General features: G+C 72.8%; 17 protein-coding genes. 13 read left to right on the forward strand and 4 right to left on the reverse strand.

All coding sequences use genetic code 11. The annotated features are described in order from the left end of the window. Positions 1-74 precede the first annotated feature (74 nt). The 8 genes from KSK32_RS11595 (at position 75) to KSK32_RS11630 (ending at position 8006) form a co-directional block, all read left to right on the forward strand. Complete coding sequence (locus KSK32_RS11595; RefSeq protein ID WP_216931179.1) at positions 75-1322, forward strand: LCP family protein; 1248 nt, start codon at positions 75-77, stop codon at positions 1320-1322. Between the two features lie 203 nt (positions 1323-1525). After that, a complete protein-coding gene (locus tag KSK32_RS11600; protein ID WP_216931181.1) occupies positions 1526-2740 on the forward strand; it encodes an LCP family protein in 1215 nt (404 codons plus the stop codon). A 179-nt stretch (positions 2741-2919) separates the two neighbouring features. Then, entirely contained in the window at positions 2920-3855 is a 936-nt protein-coding gene (locus KSK32_RS11605) for an LCP family protein (RefSeq protein WP_216936015.1), read from the forward strand. A gap of 28 nt (positions 3856-3883) precedes the next feature. Continuing rightward, positions 3884-4219 carry a rhodanese-like domain-containing protein gene (locus KSK32_RS11610; RefSeq protein WP_216931183.1) on the forward strand — a complete coding sequence of 112 codons (336 nt, stop codon included), beginning with the start codon at positions 3884-3886 and terminating at the stop codon, positions 4217-4219. Between the two features lie 15 nt (positions 4220-4234). After that, positions 4235-5026 (forward strand): glycerophosphodiester phosphodiesterase family protein, encoded by a 792-nt coding sequence (locus KSK32_RS11615; RefSeq protein ID WP_216931185.1) that lies wholly within the window; start codon positions 4235-4237, stop codon positions 5024-5026. Positions 5027-5102: 76 nt separating this feature from the next. After that, positions 5103-6557 carry an ATP-binding protein gene (locus KSK32_RS11620; RefSeq protein ID WP_216931192.1) on the forward strand — a complete coding sequence of 485 codons (1455 nt, stop codon included), beginning with the start codon at positions 5103-5105 and terminating at the stop codon, positions 6555-6557. 30 nt (positions 6558-6587) lie between these two features. Further along, positions 6588-7037 carry an ATP-binding protein gene (locus KSK32_RS11625; RefSeq protein WP_216931194.1) on the forward strand — a complete coding sequence of 150 codons (450 nt, stop codon included), beginning with the start codon at positions 6588-6590 and terminating at the stop codon, positions 7035-7037. A gap of 84 nt (positions 7038-7121) precedes the next feature. Next, positions 7122-8006 carry a DUF5926 family protein gene (locus KSK32_RS11630; protein WP_216931196.1) on the forward strand — a complete coding sequence of 295 codons (885 nt, stop codon included), beginning with the start codon at positions 7122-7124 and terminating at the stop codon, positions 8004-8006. Between the two features lie 10 nt (positions 8007-8016). Here the strand turns inward: KSK32_RS11630 and KSK32_RS11635 are convergent, their stop codons facing one another. Beyond that, entirely contained in the window at positions 8017-9231 is a 1215-nt protein-coding gene (locus tag KSK32_RS11635) for an arginine deiminase (RefSeq protein ID WP_216931198.1), read from the reverse strand. Positions 9232-9393: 162 nt separating this feature from the next. Between KSK32_RS11635 and KSK32_RS11640 the strand changes: the two genes are divergently transcribed. From KSK32_RS11640 to pheA, 4 genes are all read left to right on the forward strand, one after another. Then, a complete protein-coding gene (locus KSK32_RS11640; RefSeq protein ID WP_216931200.1) occupies positions 9394-10131 on the forward strand; it encodes a hypothetical protein in 738 nt (245 codons plus the stop codon). Positions 10132-10275: 144 nt separating this feature from the next. After that, complete coding sequence (locus tag KSK32_RS11645; protein ID WP_216931202.1) at positions 10276-10725, forward strand: hypothetical protein; 450 nt, start codon at positions 10276-10278, stop codon at positions 10723-10725. Between the two features lie 84 nt (positions 10726-10809). After that, positions 10810-11349: a hypothetical protein gene (locus KSK32_RS11650; RefSeq protein ID WP_216931204.1), complete on the forward strand. Its 540-nt coding sequence runs from the start codon at positions 10810-10812 to the stop codon at positions 11347-11349. A 10-nt stretch (positions 11350-11359) separates the two neighbouring features. Beyond that, complete coding sequence (pheA, locus tag KSK32_RS11655) at positions 11360-12316, forward strand: prephenate dehydratase (RefSeq protein ID WP_216931206.1); 957 nt, start codon at positions 11360-11362, stop codon at positions 12314-12316. A gap of 43 nt (positions 12317-12359) precedes the next feature. Here pheA and KSK32_RS11660 read toward each other — a convergent pair whose 3' ends face one another. The 3 genes from KSK32_RS11660 to KSK32_RS11670 all read right to left on the reverse strand — a co-directional run bounded on the left by KSK32_RS11660 (position 12360) and on the right by KSK32_RS11670 (position 14037). After that, positions 12360-13079: an AIM24 family protein gene (locus KSK32_RS11660; protein WP_120572570.1), complete on the reverse strand. Its 720-nt coding sequence runs from the start codon at positions 13077-13079 to the stop codon at positions 12360-12362. A 95-nt stretch (positions 13080-13174) separates the two neighbouring features. Beyond that, entirely contained in the window at positions 13175-13519 is a 345-nt protein-coding gene (locus tag KSK32_RS11665) for a metallopeptidase family protein (protein WP_216936017.1), read from the reverse strand. A gap of 89 nt (positions 13520-13608) precedes the next feature. After that, positions 13609-14037, reverse strand: a complete 429-nt coding sequence (locus KSK32_RS11670) for an OsmC family protein (RefSeq protein WP_013289315.1) — start codon at positions 14035-14037, stop codon at positions 13609-13611. 163 nt (positions 14038-14200) lie between these two features. Here KSK32_RS11670 and KSK32_RS11675 point away from each other — a divergent pair, with 163 nt between their 5' ends. Further along, a complete protein-coding gene (locus KSK32_RS11675) occupies positions 14201-14887 on the forward strand; it encodes a hypothetical protein (RefSeq protein WP_254187022.1) in 687 nt (228 codons plus the stop codon). Positions 14888-15022 lie beyond the last annotated feature (135 nt).

Genomic DNA, 15022 nt, shown 5'->3' on the forward strand with positions numbered 1-15022 from the left:
GCCCGCCGGGGACGCGGCCGACATCGGCGCGCGTACGAGGGCGATGGTGGTCCGGCCGACCTACCCTCGGTTACATGTCAGCGACCTCGTCTGCCGGCGCCCCGATCCCCCGACACCTGAGCCGGGGCGCGGGCCGCGCCCCGGTTCCCGGCTCCGGCCGGGCCGCCACCGGGCGCGCCCGGCCCTCGGAAACCAGGTGGTACCCCGCACACGACGAGGCGCCCCGCTCCGGCGGTCCCGGCGGCCCGGCGGGACCGTCCGGCCCCGGTGGTCCGGGCGGCGGCGGTCCGGGCGGGCCCGGCCGACGTGGCCCCCGGCCGCGCTGGGGGCGCATCGGCCTGGTGGCCGGCGTCGCGGTGCTGGTGCTGGCGCTGCTCGGCGGCCTCGGTGCCTGGTTCTACGCCCGCAACCTGAACGACGACCTGGCGCGCACCGACCCCTTCGCCGGGATCACCGGGGGGCGGCCGGCCAAGCAGGTCGAGGGCGCGTTCAACATCCTGCTCGTGGGCAGCGACTCGCGGGATCCGGACGCCCCGGTCGACGGGAGCGGCAAGTGGCGCGCGGACACCGTGATCGTCATGCACATCCCGGCCGACCACAAGAGCGCCTACCTGGTCTCGGTGCCGCGTGACCTGTACGTGCCGATCCCGGAGAGCGCCGGCGCGGCCTGCGACTCCGGTTCGCGCAACAAGATCAACGCAGCGTTCGCGTTCGGCGGCCTGCCGCTGGCCGTGAAGACCGTGGAGTGCTTCACCGACGTACGGATCGACCACGTCATGGCCATCGACTTCGGCGGCTTCAAGGAGGTCACCGACGCCCTGGGCGGGGTGGACCTCAAGGTGGAGCGGACCATCACCTCGATCCACAAGCCGTACCGGACGTTTACCAAGGGCGTGAACCACATGAACGGCGCCGAGGCGCTGGACTGGGTCCGGCAGCGCAAGCAGTTCCCGGACGGCGACTTCGCCCGGATGCGGCACCAGCAGGAGTTCCTGAAGGCGCTGATGGACAAGGCGGCGAGCACCGGGACGCTCACCAACCCGAAGAAGCTGAACGACTTCCTCCGGGCGGTGACCGCCGCCGTCACGGTCGACCAGGGATTCTCGTTGACCGACATGGCAGTGCAGTTCCGCAGCCTGCGGGGCGAGAACCTGACGTTCGTCACCAGCCCGCACCTGGGCGGCCAGACCGTCGACGGCCAGTCGGTGGTGGTCTCCGACCGGGAGAAGGCGCTGGCGATGTACAAGGCCATCGCCGCGGACCGGATGGCCGAGTGGATGCAGGCCAACCAGAAGGGTTCGGGCGCCAACGCGGGCGGCTGACGCCGGCACGACATGACCGGTGTCGCGCGTTAGGATCTCGCCACCACCGGGGCCAACCGCTGACCGGCCCCTTACCGCTGCCCGTTCGGCCACAACCCGGGGATGTCGGGGGGTATTGACGGGAATTGCGCCCCTTCGAGGTCGCGAGAACGGGAACAGATACGTAAAGTGGTCCCGCCCCCGATCACCGAGCTGGAGCACGCATGTCGGTCCAGACCAGCCGTCGCCCGCAGTCACCGGCACCCGGATCATCCGGGCGGGTTCCTCCGGTCATCCCCACACAGCCCGGTTCCGGCGGTCGCGGCCCCGGCGGTCCGAAGAAGAAGCGCACCAAGCGCAAGGATCCGCTGTGGGCGAAGCTCACGCTGGTGCTGGGCGCGGTGCTGATGGTGACGAGCGGCGTCGCGATCGTCGGCAGCAAGGCGGTCATCGGCCAGGCCACCAACAACATCGCCCAGCGCGACCTGCTCGGCGGCGCGGGCAAGTCCGACGCCGAGGGCGGCAGCAGCCTCGAAGGCCCGATCGACATGCTGCTGCTCGGCGTGGACGCGCGGGCACGGTGGGCCGCCGACGACGTCCGGTCGGACACGATCATCATCCTGCACATCCCGGCCAGCCACGACCAGGCGTACCTGATCTCGATCCCCCGGGACACCGAGGCGCGCATCCCGGCCTTTGAGAAGAGCCGCTACCCGGGCGGCACCGACAAGATCAACGCAGCCTTCTTCCACGGCGCCCAGAACGGCGGTGGCTGGGAGGGCGGTGCCCAGCTCATGGCCAAGACGATCAAGGGCATGACCGGCATCAGCTTCGACGGCGCCGCGATCATCAACTTCGGCGGCTTCAAGAGCGTGATCGACGCGCTCGGCTCGGTGCGGATCTGCGTGAGCCACGAGGTCAAGTCGCACCACATGTCGTACGTCGACGGCAAGCCGATGTGGAACGCCGACGCCAAGAAGTCCGGCAAGCCGTACAAGGCAGTGGTGCACAAAAAGGGCTGCCGGGAGATGGAGGGGTGGGAGGCGCTCGACTACTCCCGCCAGCGCTACGGCCTGCCGAACAGCGACTACGACCGGCAGCAGAACCAGCAGCAGCTGATCAAGGCGATGGCCAAGAAGGCCACCGAGGGCGGCATGCTGACCAACCCGATCAAGCTCAACTCGCTGATGAAGGCGGCGGGTAAGGCGTTCGTCCTGGACACCGGCGGCGTGCCGATCGCCGACTTCATCTTCACGCTCAAGAACCTCAACGGGAACGACCTGGTCACCCTGCGGACGAACGGCGGCACCTTCGCCGGCAACGGCAACGGCCGGGAGACGTTCAACGAGACGACGATGGACATGTTCCAGGCGGTCAAGAACGACAAGCTGGCCGACTTCGTGGTGAACAACCCGGACGTCCTCTCCACCCGAAAATGACCTGCTGACCTGCGCGAAAGCACCACCGGTCGGCCGATCCCCCCATAGCCTGACGTGAGCGGATCTCATGTCGCGGCTACGGGGGGATCGTCACGTCCAGGCCAGCACGGAACCGACGCGGGCGGGGTGGACCCGCCCGCTGGGCCCGGTTCCTGCTCGGCACCGGGCTCGTCCTGGTCCTGCTCGCCACGCTCGGCGTCGCCGGGCTGCACTGGCTCACCTCGCGCTACGACCGCACGGTGGCCAAGGAGCAACTGCTCGACCCGGCCGCCCGGAAGAAGCGGACAGACCTGGACGGCGCGCTCAACTACCTGCTGATCGGCTCGGACCACCGGCCCGGCGCAGACCCGGAGGACCAGCGCTCCGACAGCATCCTGATCGTGCACGTACCGGCCGGGATGCGGCAGGCGTACCTGATCTCCGTGCCGCGCGACCTGCTGGTCGCGCTCCCCGCGGCACCCGGTTTCCCCGGCGGCCAGGACAAGGTCAACGCGGCGTACGAGCACGGTGGCGGCGGTGAGGGCGGCGCACGGCTGCTCAGCACCACGCTGAGCCGGCTCACCGGGATCCGTTTCGACGGCGCGGCACTCGTCGACTTCTCCGGCTTCAAGCAGGTGATCGACCAGCTCGGCGGTATCCGGATGTGCGTGGACACCCCGGTACGTTCGATCCACACCCGGCACCAGTTCGACACCGGCTGCCAGCAGATGGACGGCGCGCGGACGCTCGACTACGTGCGGCAGCGCTACGACCTGCCCGGCGGCGACTACGACCGGCAGCGGCACCAGCAGCAGATGCTGCGGGCGGTGCTCGACCGGGCGGGTGAGACGCGGCTGCGCAGCGACCCGGTCAAGCTGGACCGGGTGCTGCGCGCGGCCGGCGGGGCGCTGACCGTGGACACCAACGGCGTACCCCTGGACGAGCTGTTGTTCGCGCTGCGGGGCCTGCCCGCGGACGCCCTGCGCGGGGTCCAGGTGCCCTCCTACCCGCAGACCATCGACGGCGTCTCGTACGTGGTGCTGGACAACGGCGGCGGCGGGCTGTTCACCGCGCTGCGCGACACGCGCGTGCCGGAATGGGCCGGTGCCAACCCGCGCTGGGTCACCCGGCTGTGAGGGGTGTGGGCGACTAAGCTTGGTGATCGTGTTCGGAGCCTCACTACCCAGCGTGCCCGCGTCGGCCGTGCCCGACGACGTCTACCTGCTCGACGTCCGGGAGGACGACGAGTGGGCCGCCGGCCACGCGCCGGCCGCCCATCACCTGCCGATGACCGAGCTGCCCGGCCGGCTCGCCGAGATCCCGCAGGACCGCGACGTCGCGGTGATCTGCCGCTCGGGCGGACGTTCCGCCCAGGTGGTCGGTTACCTCATGCGTAACGGCTGGGACCAGGTGCGCAACGTCGACGGCGGGATGGGCGACTGGGCCGCCGCCGGCCGTCCGGTGGTCACCGACGACGGGCAGCCGGGCCGGGTCGCCTGAGCCGGTGACGCGGCCATGACCGTCCCCCTGGTCTTCGCCCATCGCGGCGCCTCGTACGACCTGCCGGAGCACACGCTCGCCGCCTACCTGCGCGCTCTCGACGAGGGCGCGGACGGGCTGGAGTGCGACGTCCGGCTGACCCGCGACGGGCACCTGGTCTGCGTGCACGACCGCCGGCTGGACCGCACCAGCAACGGCCGTGGACTGGTGAGCGCGCGGACGCTCGCCGAGCTGGAGGCGCTCGACTTCGGCTCCTGGCACCGGGCCGCGACGCTCGCCGAGGACGACGCGCCGCTCGACGAGTCGCACACCCGGCTGCTCACGCTGGAGCGGCTGCTCGACGCGGTGCTGGCCGCCGGGCGGCCGGTCCGGCTGCTGATCGAGACCAAGCACCCGTCGCGCTACCGGGGCGACGTCGAGCGCCGCCTGGTCGAGATGCTGCGCCGGTACGGGCTGGCCGAGCCCCGCCCGGACCATCCCGTCCAGGTCACAGTGATGTCGTTCTCGCCGCTCGCTGTACGCCGGGTCCGGGAACTCGCCCCGGCGCTGCCCACCGTGCTGCTGCTGGAGATGCTGCCGCGCCTGCTGCCGCTGGGCCGGCTGCCGTTCGGCACCCGGATCGCCGGTCCCGGCGTGGAGCTCGTCCGGGCCCGTCCACGGCTGGTGCCCGCGCTGCGCGCCGCCGGCAACTCGGTGTACGTCTGGACCGTCAACGAGCCGGAGGATCTGGAACTCGTGCTCGAAGCCGGTGTGGACGGGGTGATCACGGACCGGCCGGCCCACGCGCTGGCCCGGTTGGGCCGGTGAGTCCCGTCGATCGGTACCGGGGACCGTCCACCGCCCGGGGGTGTCCCGGACGCGGACGACGCGGCACACTCGGGACATGCCGGAGCGAACCGACTACCCCGCCTTCATCGCCGGCCACACCGCAGTGATCAATATGATCAACTCGGGCGAGTCCGGTCTCGCCGTGCTCAGCCGGCTGCTCCGCGAGGTCGAACCGGCGGTCGGCGCGGCCGGGCTGGTCTTCGTGGAGTTCACCCCGGCCGGAGGGCGGGTGATCGCGGCGACCGGCCGCGCCGAGTTCGTCCTCGGCCGCCCGCTGCCCGCCACCGACCCGGCCACCGTCTGCCTGCTCGCCGGCCCGCCGGTGCGGGAGGTCCGGGTCGACGCGATCCCTGGTGCGCTCGCCGACGAGGTCGCCGGCCGGGGCCTCTGCCGGATGATCGTGGCGCGCGCCGAGATCGGCGGGCTCACAGTCGGCAGCCTGCACGCGCTCTACCCGCTGGGCGAGCCGCTGCAATCCGCGCAACGCGCCGTCATCGGCTACGTCGCCGCGTGCGTCGCCCACATGTACGGCGACCAGACCGGCCTGCCCGTACACGGGGACGGCCCGGTCGTGGCGGCACTGGCCGACGGACTGGCGGTGGTGGACCGGGACGGGCGGGTCCGGCTCTGGAACCCGGCCGCCGTCGAGGTGACCGGCCGGCCCGCGGACGAGGCGCTGAGCCGTCCGCTGCCGTTCCCGCTGCCGCCGCCCGGCCAGGTGCTCGACCACCGGCTGCCCGACGGCCGCTGGCTGCGGATCACCTCCGGCGAGCTGCCCGGCCCGAACGCGCTTCGGGCGGTCAGCTTCCGCGACACCACCGACCAGCAGCGGCGCGACCACGACCGGGATCTGTTCGTCGCGGTGACCAGCCACGAGCTGCGGACCCCGGTCACCGTGATCAAGGGGTACGCGGACACGCTCACCGACCACTGGGACTCACTGAACGACGGCGACCGCAGGCAGGCCGCCCGGATCATCGGCCAGCGCGCCAACGAACTGGCCCGCCTGGTCGACCGCCTGCTGACCGCCGCCACCGAGAACCGTCCCGGCGGTGAACCCGCGGCGCCGTTCGACCTGGTCGATGCGCTACGCGCGGCGGTGGCGGACCTGCCGGCCGACGTCCGGCACCGGATCGTGCTCGCCCTGCCCGCCGACCTGCCCAAGGCGCTCGGCGACCGGCACAGCCTCGCCACGGTGCTCACCGAACTGGGCACCAACGCCGGGAAGTACTCACTGCCGGACACCCCGATCGAGATCACCGCCGAGGCGAACGAGCGGACCGTCTCGTTCCGGGTGGCCGACCGGGGCATCGGCATCCGGCCGGAGCACGTGGAGCGGGCCTTCGACCGGTTCTGGCAGGGGGAGTCCGGCGACCGCCGCCGGTATCCCGGCGCCGGGCTCGGTCTCTACCTCGTCCGCCAGATCGTTGAACAGCAGAATGGATGGGTATCCCTCCGGCCCAGAGCCGGTGGCGGTACGGTCGCAGAGGTGCGGCTGCCCCGGGGTTGACCGGGCGCTTCCAGGCGGGGAAGGAACGACGTGTCGACTGGTCCGGCCGAACGGTCGTGGTGCGTGGTGGTGCCCCACGACGCCACCGGCGCGCGCCTGGCCCGGCACCGGCTCGCCGACGAGCTGACCGGTGTCGTACCCCCGGTCCTGGTGGCCGACCTGGTCGCGGTCCTCGCGGAACTGGTCGGCAACGCGGTCCGGCACGCCGACGCCCTGCCCGGCGGCGTGGTGCGGGTCGCCTGGCGCCTGCGCGCGACCGAGCAGGGGCCGAGTGTCGAACTCCGGGTCACCGACGGCGGATCAGGCACCGGCCCGTGCATGCGTATCGCCTCGCCGGACGCGGCGGACGGACGGGGACTGCACATCGTCGCCGGGCTGGCCAGCGGCTGGGGCGTGGAACGCGACGGCCTGGGCCAGAGCGTATGGGCACGGTTCGACCCGGTCCCGGTGCAGCGGACGGACCTGGTCGCCGCCGGCTGACACGCGGCGGGCGGGTCCGGCCCCCACCGCCGAGACCCGGCATCTAGGCTGTCTCGCCATGAGCGAGCGGAGCGGAGCGGGCGCATGAGCAAGCGTCGGAAGAACCAGCGGAACGTCGAGGCCACCCCGAAGCGGGAGAAGGTGCGCGACGTCTTCGTGCCCCGGCCGTTCGAGGGCCTCGCCGACGAGCCGGAGTGGATCGCCCTGCGCGAGCTGGTCCCGGCCGCGTCCGCGCCGCTGCGGCTGACCCAGGAACTGATCGAGGAGTACGGCGACCGGCCGGTCACGCTGGCCACGGTGCTGCCGATGGCCGCCCCGGCGATGACCAAGCCGGACGGGCGGGTCTTCATCGGCCTGCAACGGCACCAGCAGTCCGGCGACGTCTCCCGCGACCTGGCCGACGCGCTGATCTCCGCGCTGCGGACCGAGCCGGGCGGTCAGGTGAGCGTGCCGCCGCTGCCCGGGCCGGGCCCCCGCCTCCAGGACATCCTGGTGGACGGCCCGCTGGAGATCACCATGCACGACGGGTTCGACTTCTGGCTCGACCCCGGCGCCGCCGACGACCCGAACGTCCAGGCGTCCCTGGAGCGGGCCAACTCGGCGATCTACCCGACCGTGAAGCTGGCCGCCGCGCCGGCCGCGTACTGGTGCCAGGTGCCGGAGAAGGCCCACGTACGGCTGGTTTTGCCGGAGGACGAGGACGCTGCGCTGGACGCGCTGTCCCGGCTCGCCGCGGCTGGCGCGCTGACGCTCGGCGACGACACGAAGTTCGCGGGCATGTTCCGGGCGCACGGGCGCCTCGCGCCGGTCTGGGATCTGCCGGAGGACACCCCGGCAGGCGAGTGGGAGGCGCCGGTGGCGGAGTTCGCCAAGCGCTACGCCGAGGCGGTCGCGGAGCGGGAGCCGCTCGACGCGGCCGGCCGCCGGGCCCGCCAGGGCCTGCTCGGCCGCCAGCTGACGCTGCGCTGACGTCTCCGGGTCAGGCGGCCCCGCCCTTCTGGCGCACCAGCGGGCAGGACATGCAGCGCGGGCCGCCCCGCCCGGAGCCCAGCTCCGACCCGGCGATGGCGATCACCTCGATGCCGGCTCGTTCCAGTTGCGCGTTGGTCTCCACGTTGCGCTCGTACCCGACGCACAGCCGGGGCGCGAGCGCGAGCGTGTTGTTGCCGTCGTCCCACTGCTCGCGTTCGGCGGTGACCGGGTCGAGGCCGGTGTCGATCACCCGGAGCTGGTCGAGGTCCATCGCGTCGGCGGCGGCCCGCAGGAACGGCGCCGGGCCGTCGACCCGCAGGTCGTCGCCGTCCGCGCCGGCGATGACCGTGTACGCGGACAGCTCGTCGGCGACGTTCGCGTACATCAGTACGGCGTCGACGTCGACCATGGTGCAGATCGTGTCCAGGTGCATGGTGGCGCGCTCCTGCGCGATCGGCACCACCAGGATGGTGTGCGCCAGCCCGGCCGCGAACACCTGCCGGGCCAGCCGTTCCGCGCCGGCCGGTGTGGTGCGTTCGCCGACGCCGACGGCGAGCACCCCCGGCGCGAGCAGCAGCACGTCCCCGCCCTCCAGGTGCTCCAGCCGGGGGTGGTAGACGAACTCGGTGCCGGCGAAGCGCGGGTGGTAGCGGTAGATCGCGTCGGTGAGCGTCGTCTCCCGCCGCCGGGCCGGCATGGCGAGGCTGGTCACTCCGACCCGGTCGCCGATCCAGACCGACGAGTCGCGGGTGAACAGCAGGTTGGGCAGCGGGTCGATGACGAAGTCGTGCCGGTCCATGAGCGTCCAGACCAGACCGCCGGGACGGTCGGCGCCGATCCGCAGTTCCTCGTGGGCGAGCCCGGCGGTGAGCACGTCGGCCAGCCCGGCCGGGTCGAGGTACGCCAGGTGGTCGGCGACCCGGCGCCGCAGCGTGTGGCCGAGCCGGCGGGATCGCAGCACCTGGTCGGTCAGCTCGGCCCGGGCGTCCGCCACGGCGAGCGTCTCGACCAGCAGGTCGGCCAGATAGAGCACCTCGACTCCGCGGGACCGCAGCGCCGCCGCGAACGCGTCGTGCTCCTCCTGCGCGCGTCCCACCCATGGGATAGCGTCGAACAGGAGGCTGTCGTTGTTGCGCGGGGTGAGGCGGGCCAGTTCCGGTCCCGGGCGGTGCAGCAGCACCGTTCCGAGCCGAGCGACTTCGCTGTCCACATAGTGGGTCACCCCCGCAGCCTAGGGCAGGCTTGCGCACCATCTGGAAGAGAAGTGAGGATGAATATGGCATTCATCCACACTCACTCCGGCGGTCCAACTTGCCGAGCCCCGGGGGGCGCAACGTAGGGTAGTGGAGACATAACTTCGAGAGACCTTTTGCCGGAGGTCGCGATGACTGTCTTTCCCGCTCGTCGAGCCGTACCGAGCAGGGCACTGCCGCCCCGCACGGTGCCGCACTCCCGGGTCGAGCCCACCTCGGTGCTCGAACCGGCCCGACCGACTCCATTGGAGTGGGCCCGGCGTCGCCGGGCGGAGCGGGGGGCCCGCCGGTTGGAAGCGGCAGGGGCCCGCGCCCTGGGCCAGCTCGACCATCTCGGTCCCGCCTGGCACGTCATCGAGTGGCCCCGGACGGACCCGGCGGACATGCTGCTCGACCGCGCCCGCGACGACCGGGCCGGATTCCTGGCCATCGGCCCGAGCGGTCTGTTCGCGGTCACCATCGCCGACCACGGCCGGGCCCGCGTGCTCGTGGCCGGAGACGTGGTCCAGATCAACGGCAAGCGCCCGCCGTACGTGGCGGAGGCGCGCCGGGACGCCAAGCGGGCCAGCAAGGCACTCTCCGACGCGGTCGGCCTGCCGATCCCGGTCACCCCGGTGCTGACGTTCGTCGGCTCCGGGGTGATCAGCGTCTACGGCCTGCCGAAGGACTGCCTCATGGCCACCCACCGCGAGCTGGACCGCCTGCTCGTGGCCGGTGGAAACCGGATCAGTCCGGCCACCGCCGAGAAGCTCTCCCGCGTCGCGCAGGCGCCCGCGACATGGTTCAACGGCACGTACCGTCCAACTGCCGACTACCGGTGGTATGACGAGGGCCGAACGGCCGCTGACAAGCGGGCCGCCCGCCGGTAACGTCTCCGGCGACGCCACGCGGCCCGCGGCACCGCCCCCGACTGGTTCCGCCGGTCCGCGCCGTCGCCGGCCGCCCGGCAGCCGATGCTTCCGCCGCACCGACCGGCTAGCGTGGACAGACCGTCGGTGTACATAGGAGGCGCGGTGGCCCACGTCGAACTCTCACTCTCGGAAGTGTTCGCGCCCGCGGCATCCACCGAGCAGGAGTCCGACAACTTCGGGCAGTGGTCCGGCATGGTCTCCCGGGCCACCGAGCCGTGCCTGCTGATCGACGCCGACACCACCGTCGTGGCGATCTCCTCGTCCGGCTGTGACCTGCTCTGTCTGGGCGCCCCGGAGGACGTGATCGGTCTGCCGCTGCTGGAGGGCGGCCTGCGGCTGGTCGACTTCACGGCGAGCCCGAGCGAGCTGACCGAGCAGGAGACCGACAAGATCCCGCCGCTGCTCGCGCTGCACTCCGAGCGGCTCGCCCGCGGCCTGCTACGCGTGCAGGGGCCCGGCTCCGACGCCGGCCGGACGGTCGACGCCATCTCCACGCCGGTGCTCACCGACGGCGCGGTGGCCGGCTCGCTCACCTTCCTCTCCGCGGTCTGACCCGCGCCGAGACCCGCCGCCCTTCACTCGGGCCGGTCGTCCTCCTACGATGACCTCGGCCCCACCCCACGACGACATCCCTCGATGCCCGAGGACGCCCCCGTGCCCCGCACCCCGCACCCCCGACGCCGCCACCGCCCGCTGGCGCTGCTGACGCTGCTCGCCCTCGCCGCCTGCGGCACCCCGCCCGAGCTGCGCGCACCACCCGCCGCCGCCACGCCCGTCCCGGTCCCGCCGGTCTCCGCCACGCCCACCCCGAGCGCGACCCCTACCCCACCGGCGCCGGTCCTCCCGCCCACGCCCTCCCCGTCCGTACCGGCCTCGGCGGCACCCTGCCGGGGACGGCCGTCCGGCGACCGGATCGTCGCGCTGCTGCGCGGATCCGCCGGTGTACTGCCCCGCGACGTCCGGGTCACCGTGGCGACCGGTCCGCTCTGCGCCGAGGGCTGGCAGTACACAGTGCTGACGGTCACCGGGCACGAGGAGTTGCAGGTGGTCACGCGCGGCGAGAGCGGTACGCCGAAGCTGGTCACCGCCGGCACGGACGTGTGCGGCGTCGAGGTGCGGACCGTGGCGCCGGTCGGCATCCGCACCCTGGCCTGCGACGGCACGCCGGGTGCGTAGGCTGGTCGGCATGCCGGGAACACCGCCGACCCGCTTCGTCTACCTGGGCCCCGAGGGCACCTTCGCCGAACAGGCCCTGCGTACCGTGCCCGCCGCCGAGCGCGGGGACCGCACACCCGCCCGCAGCGTCGGCGAGGCGCTCGACGCGGTACGCGCCGGGGAGGCGGACGCGGCGCTGGTGCCGCTGGAGAACTCCATCGGCGGCGCGGTCGGGGTGACGCTCGACGAACTGGTCGAGGGCGACCCGCTGGTGATCACCCGCGAGGTGGTCCTGCCGGTGGAGTTCGTGCTGGCCGCCCGCACCGGCACCACGCTGACCGACGTCCGCTCCGTCGCGGCCCACCCGCAGGCGTCCACCCAGTGCCGGGGCTGGCTGCGGGAGCACCTGCCCGACGCCACAGTGGTCGACGTACTCTCCAACGGCGCCGCCGCGGCCGGCGCGGCGAGCGGCGAGTACGACGCCGCCATCTGCGCCCCGATCGGCGCGACCCGGCACCGACTGGCAGTGCTCGCCGACAAGATCGCCGACCACCCGGACGCGGTGACCCGGTTCGCGCTGGTGTCCCGCCCCGGCCCGCCCCCGCCGCCCACCGGCGACGACCTCACCTCGCTCGCGGTGTGCCTCGCCCACGACCGGGTGGGCGCGCTGCTGGCGGTCCTGATGGAGCTGGCGGTACGCGGCGTCAACATGACCCGGATCGAGTCCCGCCCGACCGGCGAGGCGCTCGGCCGCTACGTGTTCTTCCTGGACTGCGCCGGGCACGTCGCGGACGTACGCCTCGGTGAGGCTTTGCAGGGGCTGCGCCGGGTCTGCGCGGACGTGCGGTTCCTGGGGTCGTACCCCCGGCACCGCTGGAGCACGGCGGCGGGTGACCAGCAGGCGCCGGTGCCGCCCGGGCTGACCGACACCGACTACGCCGACGCGGCGGCCTGGGTGGCCCGGCTGCGGTCCGGCGAGCTGAGCTGACCGGCCCGGGGCGACCTCGGCGGACGCCCCGGGCACCGGAGGTCTACTGCAGCAGGCCGCCGAGCACGCCGCCCTGCTGCTGGGAGCCGCTGCCGGCCACCGGAGGCTCCTCCGACGGCTGGACCACGACGAAGCCCTGACCGGCGAAGCTCATCGTGAACGCCTCACCGGTGCTGCGGCCGAGCAGCGTGCCCAGGCCGAGCTGCTCGGCGCGGTGGTAGCCGGTCTGGAGGTTCGCCGACCAGCAGACCGCCGCCTGCGGGTCCACGTACGTCGGCGCGTCCACGTTGAGCACCACAGGGGTGCCCTTGGTGGTGACCGCGATCCGGCCGTGGCCGGTGAAGACGCAGTTGAACAGGCCGGACGACGACGCGAAACCGGCGCCGCCGACCATCTTGATGTCGTACTGGAGCGTCGAGTCGAACGCCAGCACGCTGGAGCCGTTGATGGACAACGCGTCGCCCGGCTCCAGGTCGATGACGTGCACGTCCTTGGCGAAGTCGGCGAGGAAGACGTCGCCGCGCCCGGAGACCTTCATCAGCGGCACGCCCTCACCGGTGAGCCGCTGCTTGATGAACTTGCCGATGCCGCCGGAGCCGAGGGCCTGGAACTGCACCTGCCCCTGGTAGGCGACCATCGACCCGACCCGGGCCATCGCCTCGCCGTTCAGCTCGATTTTCAGCATCTTGGAGTTCTGCAACCGCATGCCCGGCTGCTGGGACTCCTTCTCAAGGTTCTCCGCGGAGAACAGCGCGCTGCGCATGGGTTTTCCTCCTGCATCAGGATCTGCCTGATCCGCAGGTTAGGGGACCGGCGCAACCACCGGGACCAGCCGGGCGGGGACGCGCCGGAGACCGGTCAGCCCCAGCCCAGGGCGTGCAGGCGCTCGTCGTCGATGCCGAAGTGGTGAGCGATCTCGTGCACCACGGTCACCGCCACCTCGTCGACGACGTCGTCGTCGGTGTCGCAGATCGCCAGGATCGGGTTGCGGTAGATCAGGATTCGGTCGGGCAGCACCCCGGAGTAGTCCCAGCCGCGAGAGGTGAGCGCGTGCCCCTCGTACAGGCCGAGCAGGTTCTCACCCGGCGGCGGGTCGTCCTCCACCAGGATGACCACGTTGCTCATCAACCCGAGCAGTTCCTCGGGCACCTCGTCGAGCGCCTCGCCGACCAGTTCCTCGAACCGGTCCCGGCTCATCTCCACGGCCACGCGGCCCGGTCACTTCCTCCCGGTCGGGCACACCGCACGGCGAGGGCGTCCCGCAGGACACCCCCGCCGTGCCGTACGCGATGTCAGGCCAGACGGGCGTTCAGCGTGATCTGCGCGCCCGGCGACAGCAGCCGGGAGATCGGGCAGTTCTCCTTGGCCGCCTCGGCGAGCTTGGTGAACTCGGCCTGGTCGATGCCCGGGACCTGGCCCACGGTCTCCAGGTCGATGCGGGTCACGGTCATGCCGGCGTCGGTCTTGTCGAAGTGCACCTTGGCGGTGGTCTCCACCGCCGTCTCCTGCGCGCCGGCGTCGGCGAGCTGCTTGGAGAGAGCCATCGAGAAGCAGCCGGCGTGCGCGGCGCCGATCAGCTCCTCGGGGTTGGTGCCCTCGCCCTCCTCGAAGCGCGACTTGAAGGAGTAGTTGCCGGACAGGCCGCCCTTGCCGGTGCGGACGGTGCCGGACCCCTCGGTGAGGTTGCCCTGCCAGCGAGCGGATGCGGTACGGATAGGCATGGCACCGACGCTAACCGAAAGCGGGCCGCCCCGCACCGGACCCCGGGGTCGCGATCCCGGCCGGCGGGAGCGGGCTGTGCCATGATTCGACGCAGGCCCGCGCACGGGAAGGGTGGCCATGTCGCAGGATCTCCCCGTTCCCCGGCAGGACAAGCGAATCCCCATGCAGGACAACAGGTCCGACGACACCACGATCGTCGAGTGGGGGGACGCCGAGCCGGAGTCGTCCGGCCGCGCCGCGCGCTCGCTCGCCGCGCTGGGCCGGGACCGTCGCCTGCCGCCCGTGCTCGCCGGGCTCGGCGCGGTGGCCGCGATCGCCTCGCTGATCGGCGAGTGGCTGGCGATCACGGTGCCGGCGGAGACCCGGGGCGACGAGGGGCCCACCCGCCTGACCAGCGGGATCTCCGAGATCGGCGGGTTCGGGACGGCGTACCTGGTGGGCCTGCTGGGGCTGTCGGTCGCGGTGGGGCTGGCGCTGCGCGGCGCACCGGCGGTGCGGCAGCACGCCCGGCTGGCCGGGCTGGGTCTCGCGGCGGGCGTGCTCGGGGTGCTCGTCGCGACCGCCACCTCCCTCGAACAGCTGGCCCGGCGCATCCTGTTCTTCGTCGGCGAGCAACGCCTGCAGGTCGAGCACGGACGCGGCCTGGTCAGCGCGTTCGTCGCGGTCGCCCTGCTGGCGGCCGCGCTGCACCTGGCCGGGCGGGCGGCCGGCGGGTCGCCTGCCGACGGGGAGCCGGACGACGAGCGGCCCGACCGCCGCCGGGCCGACACCGACGACGTGCCGCCGGCCCCGGCGGACCTGACGGTGCAGCCCACAGTGCCTTTCGCCGGCCCCGAACGCTCCTACTGAACCAGGTCCGGCAGCGCGTCCGGCGGCCACCGGGGCTTCGCCGCCGATTCGCCGGAAAGCCGTGGTTGCCGCCCGTTCCGCGAGATACGGTTGCTGCCCGCCGTCCCATGGTCGCGGCACCGAGGATCTGGTCGG

Source organism: Micromonospora sp. WMMB482, assembly GCF_019038635.1.
Taxonomy (GTDB): Bacteria; Actinomycetota; Actinomycetes; order Mycobacteriales; family Micromonosporaceae; genus Micromonospora; species Micromonospora marina.

Bases quoted from the DNA above. Each gene is read 5' to 3' on its own strand.
- KSK32_RS11595 (WP_216931179.1), top strand. From the start codon at position 75: ATGTCAGCGACCTCGTCTGCCGGCGCCCCGATCCCCCGACACCTGAGC.
- KSK32_RS11600 (WP_216931181.1), top strand. From the start codon at position 1,526: ATGTCGGTCCAGACCAGCCGTCGCCCGCAGTCACCGGCACCCGGATCA.
- KSK32_RS11615 (WP_216931185.1), top strand. From the start codon at position 4,235: ATGACCGTCCCCCTGGTCTTCGCCCATCGCGGCGCCTCGTACGACCTG.
- KSK32_RS11620 (WP_216931192.1), top strand. From the start codon at position 5,103: ATGCCGGAGCGAACCGACTACCCCGCCTTCATCGCCGGCCACACCGCA.
- KSK32_RS11630 (WP_216931196.1), top strand. From the start codon at position 7,122: ATGAGCAAGCGTCGGAAGAACCAGCGGAACGTCGAGGCCACCCCGAAG.
- KSK32_RS11640 (WP_216931200.1), top strand. From the start codon at position 9,394: ATGACTGTCTTTCCCGCTCGTCGAGCCGTACCGAGCAGGGCACTGCCG.
- KSK32_RS11650 (WP_216931204.1), top strand. From the start codon at position 10,810: ATGCCCGAGGACGCCCCCGTGCCCCGCACCCCGCACCCCCGACGCCGC.
- pheA (WP_216931206.1), top strand. From the start codon at position 11,360: ATGCCGGGAACACCGCCGACCCGCTTCGTCTACCTGGGCCCCGAGGGC.
- KSK32_RS11660 (WP_120572570.1), bottom strand. From the start codon at position 13,079: ATGCGCAGCGCGCTGTTCTCCGCGGAGAACCTTGAGAAGGAGTCCCAG.
- KSK32_RS11670 (WP_013289315.1), bottom strand. From the start codon at position 14,037: ATGCCTATCCGTACCGCATCCGCTCGCTGGCAGGGCAACCTCACCGAG.
- KSK32_RS11675 (WP_254187022.1), top strand. From the start codon at position 14,201: ATGCAGGACAACAGGTCCGACGACACCACGATCGTCGAGTGGGGGGAC.